The organism is Streptomyces sp. KLMMK (genome assembly GCF_036961605.1).
In the GTDB taxonomy this organism is placed as follows: Bacteria; Actinomycetota; Actinomycetes; order Streptomycetales; family Streptomycetaceae; genus Streptomyces; species Streptomyces telluris.
The window spans coordinates 1-21,795 of the sequence record NZ_JBAMDC010000016.1 but is presented as its reverse complement, the minus strand read 5'-3'; the positions used below and the strand labels follow the sequence as shown (position 1 = coordinate 21,795).

The 21,795-nt window shown below is 72.5% G+C and carries 8 protein-coding genes and 1 pseudogene; 7 read left to right on the top strand and 2 right to left on the bottom strand.

Annotated elements, in window-relative coordinates; translation table 11 throughout:
- Positions 1 to 2 precede the first annotated feature (2 nt).
- Positions 3 to 182 (bottom strand): hypothetical protein, encoded by a 180-nt coding sequence (locus V7793_RS05210; RefSeq protein ID WP_335581714.1) that lies wholly within the window; start codon positions 180 to 182, stop codon positions 3 to 5.
- A gap of 234 nt (positions 183 to 416) precedes the next feature.
- Between V7793_RS05210 and V7793_RS05205 the strand changes: the two are divergent.
- Positions 417 to 872 (top strand): annotated as a pseudogene (locus V7793_RS05205) (telomere-associated protein Tap); the annotation flags it as partial.
- A 46-nt stretch (positions 873 to 918) separates the two neighbouring features.
- Here V7793_RS05205 and V7793_RS05200 read toward each other — a convergent pair.
- The gene (locus V7793_RS05200; protein WP_335581713.1) at positions 919 to 2,013 is read right to left on the bottom strand and encodes a hypothetical protein; all 1,095 of its coding nucleotides are present in this window, start codon (positions 2,011 to 2,013) and stop codon (positions 919 to 921) included.
- A 797-nt stretch (positions 2,014 to 2,810) separates the two neighbouring features.
- Here V7793_RS05200 and V7793_RS05195 point away from each other — a divergent pair.
- The 6 genes from V7793_RS05195 to V7793_RS05170 all read left to right on the top strand — a co-directional run.
- Complete coding sequence (locus V7793_RS05195; protein ID WP_335581712.1) at positions 2,811 to 2,978, top strand: hypothetical protein; 168 nt, start codon at positions 2,811 to 2,813, stop codon at positions 2,976 to 2,978.
- Positions 2,979 to 3,285: 307 nt separating this feature from the next.
- Positions 3,286 to 4,461: an Lrp/AsnC family transcriptional regulator gene (locus V7793_RS05190; protein ID WP_335581711.1), complete on the top strand. Its 1,176-nt coding sequence runs from the start codon at positions 3,286 to 3,288 to the stop codon at positions 4,459 to 4,461.
- A 624-nt stretch (positions 4,462 to 5,085) separates the two neighbouring features.
- The gene (locus tag V7793_RS05185) at positions 5,086 to 6,273 is read left to right on the top strand and encodes a cytochrome P450 (RefSeq protein ID WP_335581710.1); all 1,188 of its coding nucleotides are present in this window, start codon (positions 5,086 to 5,088) and stop codon (positions 6,271 to 6,273) included.
- Positions 6,274 to 6,687: 414 nt separating this feature from the next.
- Complete coding sequence (locus V7793_RS05180) at positions 6,688 to 16,296, top strand: SDR family NAD(P)-dependent oxidoreductase (protein ID WP_443057843.1); 9,609 nt, start codon at positions 6,688 to 6,690, stop codon at positions 16,294 to 16,296.
- Positions 16,297 to 16,299: 3 nt separating this feature from the next.
- Positions 16,300 to 17,562, top strand: a complete 1,263-nt coding sequence (locus V7793_RS05175; RefSeq protein WP_335581708.1) for a cytochrome P450 — start codon at positions 16,300 to 16,302, stop codon at positions 17,560 to 17,562.
- 27 nt (positions 17,563 to 17,589) lie between these two features.
- A partial coding sequence (locus V7793_RS05170; protein WP_335581707.1) for a type I polyketide synthase occupies positions 17,590 to 21,795 on the top strand: 4,206 nt, incomplete at its 3' end.

Here is a 21,795-nt window from a genome sequence, read left to right as displayed (position 1 = left end):
CGTCACCGACTCATCAGATACGCCCTAGCCGCCGCGCTGGCAATGATGGTCTTTGCCGTACCGCCCGCGGCATTCACCTGCCCGCGCACGCCATTCACGGAAATGCCCCCTGGCGGGATATCGAGACCACGCACAGTAGTTGCGCCGGCCTCGATCTGGACATCTCGCATTTTCACGGCCATGTACCGTGATCTCCTTTTGCGGAATGCAACGCGTACAGGAAGGGGAGTCCCGCAGCAGTGAGGGATCCGGGTGGTGTTGTTGTCCGGTCCTAAACCCTACGGGCAGACCCGTCCCGGCTCCGCAGCCACGGTGCCCGCTCTGTCCAGGCCTCTGCACGACTGGGCCCGGTCGTGGCCGCGTGACGCCGACTGAGACCGCGGTACCCCGCGAGCGGTGCCGTGCCGACCGCCGGCATCGACCCGCGCTTCCCGCACGGGCCCCTCGCTGTCCTGGACGGCGGCGGTCGCGCCTACGGTTTGGACGGCCTCGTGCTGGACTGCCCGGCGTCCACTGTCCCGCAGTTGGTGGAGTGGGCACTGGCCGAGTCGGGTCTCGGGGCCCCGCGCCTGCACCGCAACGGCAAGGATGCCGATCCGCTGGTCGTGCTCACTGCGGCTGCCGCGGTGAAGCTCGGGCTCCCGGAGCGGCTGGAGGGCCCTGAGCAGCGCCGCTCCCTGCGGCTGGACGACGAGCATCCCGTGGTCAGGCAGGTCACCCGGGCGAAGTGGAAGCTTACCCAGCGCGGGTTCGGTCCCTGGGCCCGGATCTACCGCCCCGCCCAGGCCGGGCAGCGCCAGTGCGTGCAGCTCGCCATCCTCTCCTGGGACGCACTCGACACCCGATCGTGGCCGGGCATCACACAGAGGGATGTTCATCGCCCTCGACGTTGGGGTGGCCGCCACCGAGTAGCGCCCGCTAGGACCGCGTCGCCCTCCTGCACTCGTTCCCAGAGGACTCGCCCCGTCCGACCGGCGTGCTGCGGTCGTACGGGTCGACCTCCGTGCCTGTCTTGTCCGCCCGGCGGTCCGTGCCGAAGGGTGGGGTGAAGTAGCCCGTGGGGGCGCCGCAGCCACCGTTGGTCATGTCGTACTTGTGCGAGACGATCGAGAACGTGCCCGGTTCGGTGATCACCTTACGGGGGTCGTCCCAGCTCAGGACCAGCTCGCGCCGGACGATCGTGCGCACGATCTCGCCGTCGCCGCCCGCGTCCGCGCGGGTGACCGGGTAGACGAAAGTGACGTCGGCGGTCACCTGGAGCGCACCGCGCTCGCCTTCCCGGTAGGTGAGCCGACCTCGGGTCTTCACGACGTCGCCGACCAGGCGGGTGCGGGAAGGTTGGAAGCGGCTGAAGAGGAAGAGGGGGTCGTTCTTCTCGCTCGGCGCTCGGAAAGCAGTGTTCAGAAGGTCTTGGACATCCTTCTGGTGCGGGTTGATCAGTGCAATCGCCTTCTCGGGGCGCTCGCCCCGCAGCACCCCGCCGTCCAGACCGGACGCGACGAGGAAGTCCCGGCTGCTGGCGAGGGCCCGCTCGACCTCGGCCGTGCTCATCCAGCCGACCGCCGAGGCCTCGGGCACGGTGATCCCCGCCGCTCCGCTCGCCCATCCCGCCGCCGGCGAGCCGCGGAACGGCTCCTCCATGGTGGGGCGTCGGGCCGCCTCCGCCGCGGGCGCCCGGGTCGGGCGGGCGGTCTCGGCCGGCGACGGCGAGGAGTCGGCGCCGGCGAACAGGTCCACCACTCGCCCCGGCGCGACTGCCACCACCAGCAGCACCAGCACGGCCAGCAGCCCGGCCACGGACCAGCCAAAGCGCCGCTTGGGCCGCGCGGGCGTGTAGCTGCGCCAGCCCTCCGAGCCGCCGCCGGGCTCCGCGCGCAGCCGCTTCGCCACGTCGCGTGCCCGCGCTGAGGGCTCCTTGGGCGCGTCGGCGGCACCCGCCACCGACTCACGCAGAAACCGCTCCCACTCCTCATCGGACCTGGACGAGCCGTCCGGCTCCGTACCCGCGCCCATCCTCAACCCCCGGCAATCAGTAGTCCGCGGCCCACTCCCCAGGGACGCGTCCGCATCATGACACAGGGCGCTGACGGTGAGGTCAGCCGGGCGGACGGTGGGGGCGCGCCATCTTTACCCACGGCCAACTGAAGCACTCCCTGCATTGTTCTACGGGATGTGGTGAGCCTTCCGTATGGTTGACCCACTCGGGGCGCCGGGTGTGGTTGGAGCGCTTTGTCACTGGTGGCTTTGACTGGTCGGCCGCCCGGCGCTCACGACGGCTTGGCTGCCGATGGGGAGTCGTGAATGATCGCTCAGTCGGGAGCTGACAGCGAGGTCGTCCGTAGGAAGTGCCGCAAGTGCACCGCGCGGTGGCGCCAAGCGGCCGCGATCTGGGCCGACATCGACGCGGGCGAGGCTCACCACCACTGCGTCGTCATCGTTTTCTCGAGCCGGGCCGTTCACCGTGTCCCCGAGAGCTACCGCGGTGACGGAAAGACGGATGCCAAGGACGTTGCTCATTGCCGACCAGGTCCGCGTCCGCCGGGGTCTTCATCCTCTACGTAGCGGCGACGAAGCTGTAGCCACGTCCAGGCCTGGCTGAGCCGCGGTGCCGACACCGAGGGCACCAGCTTGTCGGGCGTGGCCTCGGAGCAGCCGACGAGGCTGGCCGCGAGGAGGCAGGTAGGGCGATGGCTGTGAGGTGTGAGGGGCGCATCGCGTTATCGTGGCGCGCGGCGCCGCGGCCGTGACCAGCCTCCTGGAAATGCGCACGTCGGCTGTGACCCGAGTAGTGATGCGGCCGTTGACGCGGCGTGGACGACATCGACCTGTGGGTGCTCATCGAGGAGCCCGGGGAACGGCTGAAGCTGACGACGCAGGGCGAGGGGTGCGCCACCGCCTTCGCCGAGCTGCTGGACGACCTGTTGCGGGTGCTGGGCCCGGACCACCCTGCGGAGTGCAGACGACATCGTTCGGGGTGACCTGTCCCCGCCAACGCCCCCATCATGAGCATCAGCACGGCCAGGACCAGCGTGTAGATGTTGGCCACCCACTGCAGCGCGGACAGCGAGGCGGACAGCCCCTCCCGATGCCGGGCAGGGCGACGGACAACACCGTGGTGTCGAGCAGGAACATGAACGTGCCGAGACCGACGGCCACCAACGGCCACCATTTGCGCATGAGACTTCCTCCGCAGAACTTGTCGGACGCCTCTCACGGTCCGGATCGACGCCCCATCGCCACCACCCAGGCCGCCTTGAGCGGTGGATAGCGGCATATTCATGCCTTATGAATACGGATACCGTCGCTCTGGATGGCATCGATCAGGGGTTGGTGCATGCCCCGCAGATCGACGGCCGAGCCCCGTTCCGCGTCATCGGCGAAGCCCCCGACATCTCCGAGCACACCGTCGCCCGCCGCTACCGCCGCATGCGCGCCGCCGGCATCCTCCGCGTGGTCGGCACTCTCAACGGCGCCCGTCTCGGCTACAGCGCGTGGACCATCCGGCTGCAGTGCACCCCGGACGCTGCCGGTGCCATCGCCAAAGCCCTCGCCGCCCGCCCCGACACGTCCTACGTCTACCTGCTCTCCGGCGGCACGGAGATATCGTGCAGCGCCCAGATGCCCACCACCGATGAGAGCGAAGCTCTCCTGCTGCACAAACTCCCCAGGACGAGCCGCATCACATCCGTCTCTGCCCACCTGCTGCTCGGCAACCGCGCGTTGCCCAACAACTGGGCAGGCTCCGCCTGCCTCACCCCTGCACAGGTCGCCCTGCTCACCCCGTCGCCCGCCGAGCACACCGATGTGTCCCTCGGACCTGCGGACCGCCTGCTGTTCGACCTCCTGTCACGGGACGGACGGGCGAGCTACACCGAACTTGCCGTCGCGACAGGCTGGTCCGAATCGACCGTGCGGCGTCGGCTCACCGCCTTGCGCCAGGCCGGCGCACTTACCTTCCCCGTCGACATCCTGCCGACAGCCCTGGGTTTCCGCGCCGAAGCCCGCCTGTGGATGTCCGTGTGCCCCTCCCGACTCACCGCCGTGGCGTCCACGATGGCCAGCCACCCCGAAGTCTCACTCGTGGCCCAGACCACCGGCCGGACCAATCTGCTCGCGGCCGTCAACTGCCGCGACTCCCTCGACCTTGCGCGGTACCTGACCGAAAGAATCGCGTCCCTGGATGCCATCCACATGATCGAGACGGCCCCTGTCATCCGCACTGTGAAACGAGCCGGGCGCCCTGCTTCCGCCCGAACGCTGAACCGCGAACAGTCCACTTGGCATCATCCGGCACCCGACCCTCTCAGTGGGTGTTCTGTGAGGTCCAGGGGCACTCGTCGCGCTGAAGGCGGGTTGTCTGGTTCGAGGGCTTCATGGACGGCCGGGCACGCGGTTCGCTGGTGTGTGTGGACGGGCGCGAGCCGTACCCGGGTGGCCTGTCGGACGAAGCGTGGGAGCTGATCCGGGCACACAGCCGGGTTCCCCAGGGTGCGCGGCGGCCGACTGCTGTGGGATCGGTGCAGGTCAGGCCGGGCAGGTTCAGCCGTCCGCTCGTCGACGCCGGCCTCAGGTCGTGCCCCTCCCTCCGGTGAGTGCGTAGCTCACCGACTGGACGCGGCTGAGCTGCGTGAGGATCACCGGCGCCGGGATTCCGACGACGACAGCCGCGTACGCGCCACTGATCTGTCCCGTGGCACCTCAGAGCACCGCAGCACCGGCACCCATCGCGCTGTGGGCCACAGCCGCGACAGGGTCGCCGACAGGATCGCCGACGGGGTCGAAATGCTGTGGGAACCATGGCGATTCGCCTTCCTGCCCGGGCGGTCACAGCAGGTAGGCACGGCGGTTCGCTTGCCGGTCGAGGAACCGGGCGTAGACGTCCAGAAGCCCGCGCAACACGCCTCCCGCCAGCCTCTCGCCGCCCCCAGAAGGATCAGCGTCGGCACAGTCACGGCACACGGCACGGCTTCCCCCGGGTGATACGGACGGACGGCCGACTTCCGACCTCAACGGGAATCTAGGGAAATTCGGGTATCACCAGTCATACGGTCGTCCTTGATTTCCGAACGAGTCGAGGTGGTGACCATGCACGACCAGATCCCGCTGCGAGCCGAGACTTGGCCGATGTCTCGGACCTGCCCGTTCTCCCCGCCGCCGGAGTACGCCGGCCTGCCCAGGCTGACGGGCCCGAGCGGACGCACTGTGTTCGTTGCCGCACGCCATGAAGACGTCCGCGCTGTGCTCGGCGACGCCCGGTTCAGCTCCGACCGCTCGCACCCGGACTTCCCGCGGATGCGCGTCGGCGAGACCGTGTTCCCCGGCTTCAGGCCCTCGCTGGTCGAGATGGACCCACCCGAGCACGCCCCCGCCCGTCGTGCGGTCGCCGGCGAGTTCGCCATCCGCCGCATGCGAGAACTGCGCCCCAAGGTCCAGTGCATCGTCGACGGTCTGCTCGACGATGTGCTGGCCGGCGCCGAGCCCGCCGACCTGGTGTCCGCGCTGGCCGTGCCGATGTCCGGTCTGGTGCTGTGCGAGCTGCTCGGCATCCCGACCGGTGACCGGCAGGAGTTGACCACCAACACCACGGTGCTGACGGCCCACGACTCCGCTGATGCGGATCGCGCCGAGTCCTTCCGCTCTCTGATCGCGTATTTCGACGCGCTGTGCGCCAGCAAGATGACCGAGCGGCCCGAGGACCTGCTGGGCAGGCTGGCGGGCCACCAGCTCTTCAGCGGTGGCGAGAGCCGCCGGGCCATGGTCGAACTGTGCGTACTCCTGGTCGCCGCAGGCCTGGAGACCACCGCCACGATGACCGCACTCGGGGTCCTGGCTCTCCTCGAACACCCCGACCAGCTCGCCCTCCTCACCGCCGACCCGGGCCTGACCCCGGCGGCAGTGGAGGAACTGCTGAGGTTCTTCTCCGTCGTCGAGCTGTCCCTGATCCGCCGCGCCACGGCGGACGTCGAGATCGGCGGCACTCTCGTACGGGCGGGTGAGGGCGTCGCCGCCCTGTCCGCCGCCGCCAACCGCGACCCCGCGGCCTTCGCCGACCCGGACACGTTCGATGTCACCAGGGACAACCGCGGGCACCTGGCTTTCGGCTCGGGACCGCACCAGTGCATCGGCAAGAATCTGGCCCGGCTGGAGCTGCGCATCGTCCTCGACACTCTGTTCCGGCGCATTCCCACTCTCCGCCTGGCCACGCCACGCGACGAACTGCGCTACGTCAACGGCTCCGCGTTCTCGGTATCGGCGCTCCCGGTCACTTGGTGACGGAGACAAAAAGCGCCGGCCGTCAGCCATGCGTTTACGGAGTTGCGGGAGAGGTGGTTCGTTTCGCGCCGGTCAAATTCAGAGCCACTGGTCGAGCTCGTGGCCTGCGGTTTTGGCCGATCTTCGCGGCCGGCCCGGCGGCGACGGCCAAAGGGGGTGCTCACCTGGGGGTGGCCGGTGCGACGGAACGGCTGTCTTGCTTTTGGCGGGTGGCGCCAATTCGGCGGGATCCTCTACGCGTCACGGTAGCGGTAGAAAGCCTTGACAGCAGGCCGAAGTTTCTAGTGAAAGCCCCAGACCTTGGTCGGCTGGAGGCGTTGTGTGGAATGGGTCCGGGTGCTGATCATGTTGATGCACCTCGATTTATCGGCGTTTGGTTAGATGGTCGCGAGTTCGGCGAATGATCTTGCGTCCGTGGTAGCCGACAAAGTCCAAACTGCTCAGGGAGGGCACCGGATGCCGGGCGAACCGATTGCGATTGTGGGAATGGCGTGCCGCTATCCGGGCGGAATAACCGACCCGGAGGGGCTCTGGCAGGTGGCCAGGGACGGGATCGACGCGATCGGCGAGTTACCGGACGACCGGGGCTGGGACCTGGCGGCCCTCTACGATCCCGACCCGGACCGGCCCGGTACCTCCTACGTCCGGCACGGCGGCTTCCTCTACGACGCCGGCCATTTCGACGCCGAGTTCTTCGGGCTCTCCGCCCGCGAGGCGTTGACCACCGATCCGCAGCAGCGCCTCCTGCTCACGACGGCGTGGGAGGCCCTGGAGAACGCGGCCATCGATCCCACCTCGCTGCGGGGCAGCCGCACGGCCGTGTTCGCCGGCTCGATGATGCACGACTACGCGCCCCGGGTGCATACCGTCCCGGACGGGCTGGAGGGGTACCTGATCACCGGGAACACCTCCAGCGTGGCGTCCGGCCGAGTGGCCTACGTGCTCGGCCTCAACGGCCCCGCGGTCACGGTGGACACCGGCTGCTCCTCGTCGCTGGTGACCACTCATCTCGCGGTGCAGTCCCTGCGTCTCGGCGAGTGTGACCTGGCCCTGTCCGGCGGGGTGACGGTGATGGCGACCCCGGAGATGTTCGTGGAGTTCTCGCGGCTGCGGGGCCTCGCCCCGGACGGCCGGTGCAAGCCGTTCTCCGCGACGGCGGACGGTACGGCCTGGTCCGAGGGCGTCGGAATGCTGGTGCTGGAACGGCTCTCCGACGCCCTGCGCCATGGGCACACCGTGCACGCGCTGGTGCGCGGCACCGCGGTCAACTCGGACGGGGCCTCCAACGGGCTCTCCGCACCCAGCGGGGCGGCTCAGGAACGGGTGCTGCGGGCGGCGCTGGCCGACGCCGGACTGTCCGAGGCGGACGTCGACGCGGTGGAGGCGCACGGCACGGGCACCGCGCTCGGCGACCCGATCGAGGCACGGGCGCTGCTGGCGGTGCACGGCCCGCAGCGGGCGCGCTCGCTGCTGATGGGGTCGGTCAAGTCGAACATCGGGCACGCGCAGGCGGCTGCCGGGGTGGCGGGCATCCTGAAGATGGTGCACGCCATGCGCGACGGCGTGCTGCCGCGCATCCTGCACCTGACCGAGCCCAGCCCGCACGTGGACTGGGAGTCCGGCAGGGTCACCCCGCTCGCGGAGAACACGCCGTGGCCGGAGACCGGGATGCCGCGCCGGGCCGGGGTGTCCTCGTTCGGCATCAGCGGCACCAATTCCCACGTGATCCTGGAACAGGCGCCGGAACCCGCGCCCGCCGCGGCACCGCGCCCGGCGTCCGCGGTGCCGCTGCTGCTGTCCGCACGGTCGGCGGAGGCGCTGCGGGAGCAGGCCGGCCGGCTGGCCGAGCGGCTCCGCCCGGACCGGGTCGGTCTGCTGGACGCCGGATACACGCTGGCGACCGGCCGGGCCGGGTTCGAGCACCGGGCCGCCGTCCTCGGCCGGGACCGGGACGCGTTGGTGCACGGACTGGACGCGCTCGCCGAGGGCGGTTCGGCACCGGGCACGGTCGTCGGGTCACCCTGCCGAGACACCAGTCCGGTGCTGTTGTTCCCCGGCCAGGGCACGCAGTGGACCGGGATGGCCACGGAACTGCTGGAGTCCAGCCCGGTCTTTGCCGGGCACATGGCGGCCTGTCAGGACGCGATGGCGCCGTACGTGGACTGGAACCTGGGCGACGTGCTCACCGACGCTGACGCGCTGCTCCGGGTGGACGTGGTGCAGCCCGCGCTGTGGGCGGTCATGGTGTCGCTGGCCGGACTCTGGCGGGCACACGGGGTGCGGCCGGCCGCGGTGGTGGGCCACTCCCAGGGCGAGATCGCGGCCGCGACCGTAGCAGGCGCGCTGTCCCTGGACGACGGGGCGCGGATCGTCACGCTGCGCAGCCGGGCATTGCGGGCGCTCTCCGGCACGGGCCGGATGCTGTCGGTGGGGCTGCCGAGAGCGGCGGTCGAAGAGTCGATGGCCCGCTGGGGCGAGGATCTGTCGGTGGCCGCGGTCAACGGGCCGCTCGCGACGGTGGTCTCGGGCACCGTCCAGGCGGTCGAAGAGTTCGCTGCCGCACTGGTCGCCGAGGACATACGGGCGCGCCTGTTGCCGGTGGACTACGCCTCGCATTCGGCGCAGGTCGAGCTGCTGCGTGCGGAGCTGCGCGAACTGCTGGCGCCGGTGACTCCGGTGGCGGCCGAGGTTCCCTTCCACTCGACCGTGACCGGCGGTCCGGTGGACACCACCGGGCTGGACGCGGACTACTGGTACCGCAACCTGCGCGCCACGGTCGAGTTCGAGGCGACGGTGCGCGGGCTGGTCGCCGCCGGGCACACCACGTTCCTGGAGTCGAGCCCGCATCCGGTGCTCGCCGGCGGCGTGCGGCAGATCCTCAGTGACTACCAGGAGGACCACGACGGCGGCGGCGTCGTGCTGGAGACCCTCAAACGGGACGAGGGTGGTGCCGACCGCTTCCTGATGGCGGTGGCCGAAGCAGCCGTGCACGGTGTGGACGTGCACTGGAACGGGCTGTTCGACGGCGCCCGGAGCGTGGAGCTGCCGACGTACCCGTTCCGCGGGCAGCGGTACTGGATGCTGCCCACCGCCGCCTCCGGGCCCGGCGCCGGGCATCCGATGCTGGACTCGGTGGTCCAGCTCGCCGGCGGTGGCCTGGTCGCCACCTGCCGGCTCTCTCTCGCCCGGCACCCCTGGCTGGCCGAGCACGAGGTGCGCGGCACCGTGCTGCTGCCCGGGGCCGCGTTCGTCGAACTGGCGCTGCACGCGGGTGAGCGGGCGGGGCTGCCGGTGCTGGACGAACTGGTGCTGGAGAGCCCGCTGGTGCTGCCCGAGCGGGGCGAGACCGAGTTGCAGATCGCGATCGGCGAGACGGATCCGGGCACGCTGGCGATGTACGCCCGGTCCGCGCCGGACGCGCCGTGGACCCGGTACGCGACGGGGACGCTCCGGGCCGCGGGGTCCGGCGGCGCGAACCTGACGGAGTGGCCGCCGGCCGGTGCCGAGGAGATCGACCTCGACGGCGAGTACGCACAGCTCGACGAGCGAGGTTACGAGTACGGGCCGGCCTTCCAGGGGTTGCGGCGGGCCTGGCGGCTCGGTGCGGAGCGCTGGGCCGAGGTCGAGCTGCCGGTCGATCCCGGGCGGTTCGGCCTGCACCCGGCCCTGCTCGACGCCGCATTGCACCCGCTGCTGCTGGATGCGGGGGACGCGCCGGTGAGGTTGCCGTTCTCCTGGAGCGGGGTCGCACTGCATGCGGTCGGGGCCACGGCATTGCGGGTGCGGCTGGCTCCGCAGGGCAACGACTCCTTCGCCGTGGCGCTCGCCGACGCGGCGGGGGAAGCGGTGGCCACGATCAGCGCGCTCGCGCTCCGGCCCGTAGGGCCTGTGCGGCCGGGGACGGCGGGCGTGGACCGGGCGCTGCACCGGCTGGACTGGGTGCAGGTTGCGCGGCGGCCCGCCCCGGCGATGGTGGACGCGGCGATCGTGGACGCGCCGATCGTGGACGTGGCCGGTCCCGAGGAAGCACTGGCGCGGGTCCGCGAGTTTCTGGGCACCGACGACGAGAAGGCGACGGACGGGCCCCTGATCGTGCGGACCCGTGGTGCGGTCGCGATCGCCCCGGAGGAAGACCAGGACCCCGACGCCGCGGCGGTCTGGGGCTTGGTCCGCACGGCACGCACCGAACATCCCGGCCGGTTCGTGCTGGTCGACCTGGACCGCCCCGGCGACCCCGAGGACGCCGGCTCCGCCCTGGAGCTGGCGTTGGGCACCGGTGAGCCGGAGATCGCCGTCCGGGGCGGGCAGACGTTCGCGCCGCGGCTGGCCCGGGTGACGCGGACGGGGGACCGGCCCGCCCTCGCCGGAGGCACGGTGTTGATCACCGGCGGGACCGGCGTACTCGGCCGGGAGCTGGCCCGGCACCTGGTCACCGAGCACGGGGTGCGGCACCTGGTGCTGGCGGGGCGGCGGGGCGGCGCGGCGGCGCTCGGGTCCGGTCTCGAGGACCTGACCGGCACCGCCGAGATCACGGTCGTGGCATGCGACGTCGCCGACCGGGCCGCCCTCGCCGAGCTGCTGGCGGCGATCCCCGCGCACCGCCCGCTGACCGCGGTGATCCACGCCGCCGGGGTGCTGGACGACGGCACGGTGCGCTCCCTCACCGCCGAACGGCTGAACGCGGTGCTGCGACCGAAAGTCGAGGGTGCGCGCAACCTGCACGAACTGACCGAACACCTCGACCTGGCCGCGTTCGTGCTGTTCTCCTCCGTAGCCGGTGTCCTCGGCACACCGGGGCAGGCGAATTACGCGGCCGCCAACGCGTGGCTGGACGGGCTGGCGCAGCACCGCCGCTCGCGGGGACTGCCCGCTTCGTCGATGGCGTGGGGACTTTGGGCGCAGGACACCGGCATGACCGGGCGGCTGGGCGACACCGACCGGGCCCGGCTGCGGCGAACCGGGCTCGTGCCGATGTCCCGCGAACACGGGCTCGCACTGTTCGACGCGGCGCTGGGCACCGACCTGGCGTGCACCGTGCCCGCCCGTTTCGACCTGGCCAACGTGCGTGCGGCAGGCCCGGAGCGGGCTCCGGTGTGGGCCGGGCTGCTCGGCGTCCGGCGGAGCGCGGCCCGGCCGGCCTCCGTGGCCGCGGCGCCCGTGCTCGTCTCCGGTGGCGAGCGGTCGGTGCTCGATCTCGTGCTGGCCACGGTGGGCTCCGTGCTCGGCGTGGAGCGCCGGGTGGACCCGTCGCGGGCGTTCCGCGACATCGGCTTCGACTCGCTGTCCGGGGTGGAGCTGCGTAACCGGCTCACCGCCGCGACCGGGGTGCGGCTCCCCGCGACCGCGGTGTTCGACCACCCCACCCCCACGGCCCTGGCCGGGTACCTGTCCGGGCAGCTCCCCGGCGCTATACCCGGCGGCCGGACACCGGTCGCCGGGCCCGGCCCGCACGACATGGACGACCCGGTGGTGCTGGTCGGCGCGAGCTGCCGCTTTCCCGGCGGGGTGTCCACGATGGACGAGCTGTGGGCGCTGCTGGCCGACGGGCGGGACGCGATCACCGAGTTCCCGGCGGATCGCGGCTGGAACCTGGACGAGATCTACCACCCGGAGCCGGGCCGTGGCGGGCGCAGCTACGTGCGGCACGGCGGCTTCCTGGACGGGATCGCCGAGTTCGACAACGGCTTCTTCGGCATCGCCCCGGCCGAGGCGGTCTCGATGGACCCGCAGCAGCGCATCCTGCTGGAACTGGCCTGGCACGCGCTGGAAGACGCCGGGATCGACCCGGCCGCGTTGCGGGGCACCCGCACCGGTGTCTACCTCGGGCTGATGGGCAACGACTATGCGCGCCGCGCGCACCGGACGCCCGAGGACCTCACCGGCGACGTCTCGATCGGCAACGCGGGCAGCGTCGCGTCGGGGCGGCTCGCCTACACGTTCGGCTTCCACGGCCCGGCGATCACGGTGGACACGGCGTGTTCCTCCGCGCTGGTGGCGATGCACCAGGCCGCGCAGGCGCTGCGGGCCGGTGAGTGCACGGTCGCGCTGGCGGGTGGCATCACGGTGCTCACCACGCCGACGCTGTTCGTGGAGTTCTCCCAGGTGGGGGTGCTCGCCCCGGATGGCCGGTGCAAACCGTTCGACGCGGCCGCGGAGGGCACCTCGTGGAGCGAGGGCGCCGGCCTGCTGGTGATGGAGCGGCTTTCCACCGCGCGCGAACGGGGCCACCGGGTGCTCGCCGTGCTGCGCGGCTCGGCACTCAACTCCGACGGCGCGTCCAACGGGCTGACCGCGCCGAACGGATCGGCCCAGCAGCGGGTGATCCGGAACGCGCTGGCCGTCGCGGGCCTGGCGCCCGGCGAGGTGGACGCGGTGGAGGCGCACGGCACCGGCACCCCGCTCGGCGACCCGATCGAGGCCACCGCGCTGCTGGCGACCTACGGGCAGGACCGGGCGCAGCCCGTGCTGGTCGGGTCGGCGAAGTCCAACCTCGGGCACACCCAGGCCGCGGCGGGCTTGGCGGGTGTGCTCAAGATGGTGCTGGCCATGCGGCACGGCCGGTTGCCCCGGACCCTGCACCTGAATGCCCCGAGCCCGCACGTGAACTGGGACGACGGCGCGGTGCGGTTGCTGGACGAGCCGATGGACTGGCCGCGCGCGGGCCGTCCGCGCCGGGCGGCGGTGTCCTCGTTCAGCCTCAGCGGCACCAACGCGCACGTGATCCTGGAGGAGCCCGAGCCCGAGCCCGAACCGGAGCCGGCGACCGCCGCGGCTCCGCCGCTGATCCCGTGGGTGCTCTCCGCGGCCACCCCGGAGGCGCTGCCCGCGCAGGCCGAGGCCCTGCTCCGCCGGCTGACCGACGAGGACGGGAACGGCTCGCCGTCCGCGCTGGACGTGGCGTACTCGCTGGCCACCACGCGGGCCCGGCTGCGTGCCCGCACCGTCGTGCTCGGCACGGACACCGGCGAGCTGACCGCCGCGCTGCGAGCCGGGACCGGCAGTACCGGAGTGGCGGCCGACGGCGCGACCGCGTTCCTGTTCCCCGGCCAGGGCGTGCAGTACGCGGACATGGCCACGTCGCTCCGGGACCGGGTACCGGTGTTCGCGGCGGCCCTCCAGGAGATCGCCGCCGAGCTGGACCCGCTGCTGGACCGGCCGCTCGCCGAGATCCTCCGGGACGGACCCGGTGAACGCACCGACCATGCGCAGGCCGCGGTGTTCGCGGTTCAGGTGGCGGTGTTCCGGCTGCTCACCACGATGGGGGTGCGGCCGGACGCGGTGGCCGGGCACTCGGTCGGCGAAGTCGCCGCCGCGCACGCCGCGGGCGTGTTCTCGCTGGCCGACGCCTGCGCACTGGTGGCCGCGCGCGGGCGGCTGATGCGCGAACTCGGTGGCGAGGGCGCGATGGTGGCGGTCCAGGTACCGGAAGCCGACGTGCCGGAACTGCTGCGCGGACTCGAGGACCGGGTGGCGCTGGCCGCGGTGAACGGGCCCGCCTCGGTGGTGCTCGCCGGGGACGCGGACGCGGTGCGGGAGATCTCGCAGCGGGTGGCCCACGTGCACCGCCTGGCGGTGCGGCACGCGTTCCACTCCCACCACATGGACCCGGTTCTGGACCCCTTGCGGAAGGTGCTGGCCGGACTGGACTTCCGGACACCGGTCATTCCGGTCGTGTCCTCGGTGACCGGCGCACGGGTCACCGAAGAGCTTCGTGACCCGGAGTACTGGGTCCGGCAGGCGCGGGAACCGGTGCGCTTCCACGACTGCCTGCGCGCTCTGGACGCGGCGGGCACCAGCACCTACCTGGAGCTGGGACCGGGCGCGACGCTCAGCGCGCTCGGCCAGGAGGCGCTGGGCGGGGACGGTTTCCTGCCGGTGCTACGGCAGGACGCCGACGAGGTGCACGGCCTGCTGACGGCGTTGGCGACCGCGCACACCCGGGGGGTCGACGTGGACTGGGCGGCCTGGTGCGCGGGCGGGAGGGCGGTGCCACTGCCCGGCTACGCGTTCACTCGGCAGCGGTTCTGGCTGCCCGACGACGAAGCGGTCCCGGCCGACCCTCTGCTGCATGGTGTCGAGTGGCCGCTGCTGCCCGTCCCCGGCCCGGTCGCCGACGCGCCGGGGCCGTGGCTGGTGGTGGCCCCGCCGGGCGCGGACTGGGACCGGCTCACCGAGGACGTGGCGGGCGTGCTGGGCGAAGGGACCCGCACCGTGCGCGGCGACGCCGTGGACGGCGAGCACTGGGACCGGCTGCTGCCCGACCTGCCGGGGGGCGGCATCGTGTCCCTCCTGGCGATGGCCGAGGGCTCGGATACGCCGCGGGTGCCGGCCGGCCTGATGGCTGAGGGCTCGGATACGCCGCGGGTGCCGACCGGCCTGGCCGCCACCCTGGCGCTGCTGCGGGCGCTGCTGTCCAGAGGTGCGGATACGCCCCTGTGGTCGATCACCAGCGGCGCCGTGCGGGCCGGCACGGCGGACACCGTGCCGAATCCGGAGCAGGCCGCCGTGTGCGGGTTGGTCCGGGTCGCGGGCATGGAAGCGCCCCGGCTGTACGGCGGCCTGGTGGACCTGCCGCTGCGACCGGACGTGGGGGACCTGGCCGCGCTGCCCGCCGCGCTGGCCGCCCGAGACGAGATCGCGATCCGGGACGGGCGGCTGTACGCCAGGCGACTGGTCCCGGTGCCTCGCACCGAACCCGCCACGACGGAGCCCATCGGCACGGTGCTGATCACCGGGGGGCTGGGCGGCATCGGCGCGCACGTCGCCCGCCGGCTGGCGGCCCGGGGTGCGGACCGCCTGCTGCTGGTCGGCCGCCGGGGCGTGGACACCCCTGGCGCGACGGAACTGCGCGCCGAACTCACCGCGCTGGGTACCGAGGTCGAGATCGCCGGCTGCGACGTGGCGGACCGCGAGGCGCTGGCCGGGCTGCTCGCCGGGCGGTCGCTCACCGGTGTGGTGCACGCCGCCGGGGTGCTCGACGACGGAGTGCTGGAGGCGCTGTCCGAGGCCCGGCTGGCGCGGGTGTTCGCGGCGAAGGCGGACGGCGCGCGGTTCCTGCACGAGCTGACCGCCGGCCATCCGCTCCGTTTCTTCGTGCTGTGCTCCTCGCTGGCCGGCACCGCGGGCTCGCCGGGGCAGGGCAACTACGCCGCGGCCAACGCCGTCGTGGAAGCGCTGGCGGCCCATCGGCAGGCCGGCGGCCTGCCCGCGACGAGCCTGGCCTGGGGCCCCTGGCTGGACACCGGGATGACCACGTCCTGGCCCGTCGGCGCGCGGTCGGACAGCGGCGCCACGCCGATGCCCGCCGACCGGGCGCTGGACGCGCTGGAGCGGGCACTCTCCGGCGGTGCGGCGCAGTACGTGGTCGGTGCCGTGGACTGGCCGCGGTTCGCCGCGGCCCGGCCGGGGCGCCTGTGCTCCGGACTGCCGGGTGTGGGCGCGGACACCGGGCCCGAACCCGCGAGCGCGTTGCGGGAACGGCTGGCGGCCACCGCGCCGCAGCAGCGGTCGTCGGTGCTGCTGGAGCTGGTCACCGCCCGGGTCGCCGTCGTTTCGGGCCGGCCGGCCGGAGACCTGGACGCGCACCGGCCGTTCCAGGAGCTGGGCCTGGACTCGCTGGCCGGGGTCCGGCTGCGCAACCTGCTCGGCGCGGACACCGGAGTGCCGCTGCCGGCCTCCGCGGTCTACGACCATCCCACCGCCGCCGCGCTGGCCCGGTACCTCGGCGACGCGCTCGGTGTCGACGAGGGCGACCCGGCCGAGCGGGTCGTGCTGGACCGCCTGAGGGAGCTGGAGGCGGCCCTGCTCCGGCGGCGTCCGTCCGCGCCCGTCCCCGAGGTGGTCACTACGACACTGCGGCGGCTGCTGCGCAGCCAGGAGGACGGCACCGCCGATGAGCGGGCCGCGGTGCCCGACCTGAGCGGCGCCACGGACGACGAGATGTTCGCGCTGATCGACGGAGTGCTCGACGACGAGAAAACGGACACCGGTCGCGCTGCCGGCCGTGCCATGGAGAGGAGCTAGCCCATGTCAGTGCCAAGCCGCCCACCGGCCACCGTGCTCGACAACCCGCTGCACGCCCTGCTCGACCGGGAGGTGCTCGCGAACCCCTACCCGTTGTTCGAGCGGTGGCGAGAGCAAGGTCCGATGTGGACGCCGGACGGTTCCCTGCTGCTGAGCGACCACGACAACTGTATGGCGGTGCTCAAGAGCCACACGACCATGGGCAGCGACACGTTCAACGCGCCGGGGATGCGGGAACTCTTCGGCGACCGCGGTGACGAGCCGGTGCTCAACTCGATCTTCTTCATGGACGATCCCGGACACGGGCGGCAGCGGAGCCTGGTCAGCAAGGCATTCACGCCACGGATCACCGCGCGCTTCGAGCCGTGGATTCGCGAGATCGTGGACGAACTGCTCCGCGACTGCCTGGCCGACGGCGAGTTCGACGGCGTACAGGACCTGGCCGCGGTGCTCTCGCTGCGGGTCATCGCGACGCTCCTGGGCATCCCGGCCGAGGACATCCCGATGCTGCGGGAGTGGTCCAGCGACATGGCGCTGTCCACGGAGCTGCCCACGCTGGTGGCCAGCTTCCACTCCACCGCGATGTTCGACCGCGAGGAACTCGTCCGCATCATCCGCACCACCACCGAACTGCACGGCTACTTCGCGAACCTCATCCACAAGCGCCGCCGCAACCCCGGAGAGGACCTCATCTCCAGCCTGCTCTCCACGCAGGAGGACGGGCGCGGCCTGAGCCGACGTGAGGTGACGAACGTCGTGGTGACCGTGTTCACCGCGGCCCACGAGTCCACCACGAACCTGATCACCAACGGCCTGCTCGCGATGTCGCGCCACCCGGAGCAGTTCCAGCTGCTCCGGCAGAACCCGGCGATCGCCGGCGACGTGGTCAGCGAGGCGCTGCGCTACGACTGCCCGATCATGCTGACCGGCCGTGTCGCGCTGCGGTCCGACCGGATCAACGGCCTCGACATCCCCGAGGGCTCGGTGGTCACCCTGGTCCTCGCGTCCGGCAACCGGGACGAGCGGGTGTACCCGAGGGCGGGTCAGTTCATCGCGGACCGGAAGCCGGCCGCGATGAACCTCGCCTTCGGCGCCGGCGCGCACTACTGCCTCGGCAGCAGCCTGGCCCGGCTGGAGGCGGAGATCGTGTTCGGTGAGCTGGCCCGCCGGCTGCGCGGCTTCCACGTGCACGAGGACTCACTGAGCTATCGCCGGCACGTGGTCGTCCGCGGCCTCGACACCGAACGGATCACCTTCCAACTCTGACCGGCCAACCGTCGCAGGGAGTCGTCCATGCCCGATGAAGTACCCGATGAAGTCAGCACGCTCCGGCAATATCTGAAAAGGGTTACCACCGACCTGTTACGCACCCGGGAACAGCTGCGTGACGCGACCGAGCAGTCCGCCGAGCCGATCGCGGTGATCGGCATGTCGTGCCGGCTGCCCGGCGACGTGGCCTCGCCCGCCCAGCTGTGGGACCTGGTGGCTGCGGGCACGGACGCCATTTCGCCTTTCCCCGTGGACCGGCACTGGCCGATCGAGGAGCTCTACGACGCCGATCCGGAGTCCCAGCAGGCGCGGCGGTCCTACGTACGCGAGGGCGGCTTCCTCAGCGGGGCGGGCGATTTCGACCCCGCGTTCTTCGGGATATCCCCGCGCGAGGCGCTGGTGATGGACCCGCAGCAGCGGTTGGTGCTGGAACTGGCCTGGGAGGCGTTGGAGTCCGCGGGCATCCTGCCCGACTCGCTGGTGGGCGAGCGGGCCGGGGTTTTCGTCGGCGCGTCCAGCAACGACTACGAGATGCTCTGGCAAGGCACCGACCAGTTCTCCCAGTACGGCATCACCGGCAACACCATGAGCGTGATCTCGGGCCGGATCAGCTACGCCCTGGGCTTCCACGGCCCGGCCCTCACCGTGGACACCGCCTGCTCGTCCTCCCTGGTCGCCACCCACCTCGCGATGCGGGCCCTGCGCTCCGACGAGTGCCCGATCGCGCTGGCGGGCGGTGTGACGGTGCTGAGCACTCCGGAGACGTTCGTCGAGTTCTGCGGCCAGGGCGTCACCTCCCGGGACGCCCGGATCAAGGCGTTCGCGGCCGGGGCGAACGGCTCGATCTGGGCCGAGGGGGCAGGTCTCCTGGTACTGGAGCGGCTCTCCGACGCGCGGCGGAACGGCCATCAGGTGCTCGCGGTGCTGCGCGGCTCGGCGGTCAACTCCGACGGCACCAGCAACGGGCTCTCCGCACCCAACGGCACCGCCCAGCAGGAGGTGATCCGTACCGCGCTCGCCGACGCCGGACTGTCCACCCAGGACGTCGACGTGGTCGAGGCGCACGGCACCGGCACCCCGCTCGGCGACCCGGTGGAGGGCACCGCGCTGGTGGCGACCTACGGCCGGAACCGGCCGCCCGGCCGGCCACTGCTGCTGGGCTCGCTGAAGTCCAACATCGGGCATACGCAGGCCGCGGCCGGCGTGGCCGGCATCATCAAGATGATCATGGCGATGCGGCACGGTCTCGCGCCGCAGACGCTGCACGTGGACAGCCCCACCCCGAAGGTGGACTGGGGAGTGGACGGGGTCCGCGTGCTCGCCGATGCGATGCCCTGGCCGGAGACCGGCCGAGCGCGCCGCGCCGCCGTCTCCTCCTTCGGGATCAGTGGCACCAACGCCCATGTCGTGCTGGAACAGCACGTCGAGCCGGAGGCGCCGGAGCCCGGCGTGCCGTCCGCCGGCCTGGTGTGGACGGTGTCGGGCCGGACCGAGGACGCGCTGCGCGCCCAGGCGACCCGGCTGCTGGCCTTCGCCGAGTCCGCCGATACTCCCTCCGCCGAGGGGCTGGCGCACGCATTGGCCACCCGCCGCACCCACTTCCGCCACCGGCTGGCAGTGCCCGGCCGGGACCTGACCGAACTCACCTCCGCGCTGCGCGGCCACCTCGGCACCGGCCTGGCCACCGATGTGGCGGTGGGCGCTTCCGCCGGCGGCGGGCTGTGCATGCTGTTCACCGGCCAGGGCGCGCAGCGGCCCGGCATGGGGCGGCAGCTCGCCGCCTCCTTTCCGGTGTTCGCCGAGGCTTTCGACGAGGTGTGCGAGCTGTTCGACCGGGAGCTGGCGAGTCCGCTGCGGACCGTGCTCGAGGGCGAACCGGACCTGCTCGACCGCACCGACTATGCCCAGGCCGCCCTGTTCGCGGTGGAGGTCGCGCTGTTCCGGCTGATGCACTCCTGGGGTGTGCGCCCGGACCTGCTGCTGGGACATTCGATCGGGGAGATCAGCGCGGCGCACGTAGCCGGGGTGTGGTCGCTGCCGGACGCGGTCCGCCTGGTGGCCGCCAGAGGCCGCCTGATGGCCGCGCTGCCCGAGGGCGGCGCGATGCTGTCCGTGCAGGGCACCGAGCAGGACCTGGCCCCCTGGCTGGCGGGGCGCGCGCAGCGGGTGTCCGTCGCGGCAGTGAACGCCTCGGACACAGTGGTCGTCTCCGGTGCGGACGAGGACATCACGGAACTGGAGGCCGACTGGGCGGGCCGGGGACGGCGGACCCGGCGGCTGCAGGTCAGCCACGCGTTCCACTCACCGCTGATGGAGCCGATGCTGGCCGAGTTCGGCACGGTTCTGGCCGGGTTGACGACGCACGATCCGCAAATCCCGGTGATCTCCAACCTCACCGGCGAGATGGCCACGGCGGAGCAGCTGCGCTCGCCGGCGTACTGGACCGCGCACGTCCGGCAGGCGGTGCGGTTCCACGACGGGCTGCGCACCGCACGCAAGGCCGGTGCACGCGTCCTGCTCGAACTGGGACCGGGCGCCGTGCTGTCCGCGCTGGCCGGGAGGGACGCCGGGCCGGACGAGGCGGTGGTGCCCACCCTGCGCGGGGCCGATCGTGACGAGACCAAGGACGTGCTGCTCGCCCTCGGCGCGCTGCACACGCAAGGCGTGGAGGTGGACTGGCCCGCCGTGCTGCCCGCCGCGCCCGCCAGGACGGCGGACCTGCCCGCCTACGCGTTCCAGCACGAGAGGTACTGGCTGGTGCCGGACGGGCATGGGCTGAACCTGCGTTCCACCGGGCTGCTCCCGGTGGGCCACCCGCTGCTGGGCGCCCTGCTGTCCGCGGCCGAGGGCGACGGCGTGCTGCTCACCGGCAGGTTGTCCCTCGAGTCGCACTCCTGGCTGGGGGGACACCGGGTGCGCGGCATCCCCCTGCTGGCCGGCACCGGCTTCGTGGAACTGGCGCTGGCCGCGGGCGAGCATGCCGGCTGCGACCTCCTCGAACAGCTGACCGTCGAGGCACCGCTGGCCCTGCCGGAGCACGGTGGGGTATCGGTGCAGGTGGTGGTGGGCGACGCCGAGGAGAGCGGCCGCCGCCCGGTGCGGGTGTACTCCCGGCCGGAGGGCGTGGGCCGGGCCGAGCCGGGCCCATGGCGGTCACACGCCTTCGGCTACCTGGGTATCCGCACCGCGACGCCGGACACGACCCTCGCGCACTGGCCGCCGCGGGATGCGCGGGAGATCCCGGTCGCGGACGTCTATGACGAGGTGGTGGAGGGCCGGCACTTCCGCTACGAGGGCGCGTTCCGAGGCCTGCGGACCCTCTGGCAGCGCGACCACCCCGACGGGAGCTCGGAGATGTTCGCCGAGGTCGCCCTGCCCGCCGAAGCGGCGGGGGACGCGAAGCGCTACAGCCTGCATCCGGCGCTGCTCGACGCGGCACTGCACGCGGTCGGTCTCGGCCCGCAGCTGGACGGGATCGACGAGGGCAGCGGCTCGATGCCGTTCTCGTGGTCGGGGCTGTCGCTGTTCCGGGCCGGAGCCTCGACGGTACGGGTGCACGTCACCGGCGGGAACGGAGACGTGGCGATCACGCTGGCGGACGAGACCGGTGCCACCGTGGCCACGGTGGACTCCCTGGTGTTCCGGCCGCTGCCCGCCGACGAGTCCTACCTGCTGGGACCGGCCGAGGACGGCGCGGAACTGCTTGCACAGGACTGGGTGCCCGTACGCCGGCCGTCCACAGTGGACGACCCCGGTAGGTGGCACGACCCTGGGATCGGTGGGCTCGACCTCGCATCGCTGGCGGACGCGGAGGACCCGGTGCCGCCGGTGGTGGTGCTGCGCCCGGCCCGTCCCGCCGGGGACGACGTCACCGCACGGGTCCGCGCCGCGCTCACCGAGCTGACCGGGTACCTGCGCGTGTGGCTCACCGACCAGCGGTTCGCCGGTTCGCTGCTGGTGGTCCGCACCGAGCGCGCGCTCGGCGTGCGTGCGGGCGACGAACCCGACCTGGCACTGTCCGCGGCCTACGGGCTGGCTCGCTCGGCACAGAACGAGTACCCCGGTCGCCTCCTGCTGGTCGACGTCGACGAGCCGGGCGACACCGCGTTGCGCGACGTGGTCGCCGTCGCGTCCGCGGCCCGTGAGCCCCAGGTGGCGCTGCGCGCGGGCGAGCTGCTGGTGCCCCGGCTGCACCGCGACGACGGCCCGGCGGAGAGCGACGGCGGCCCG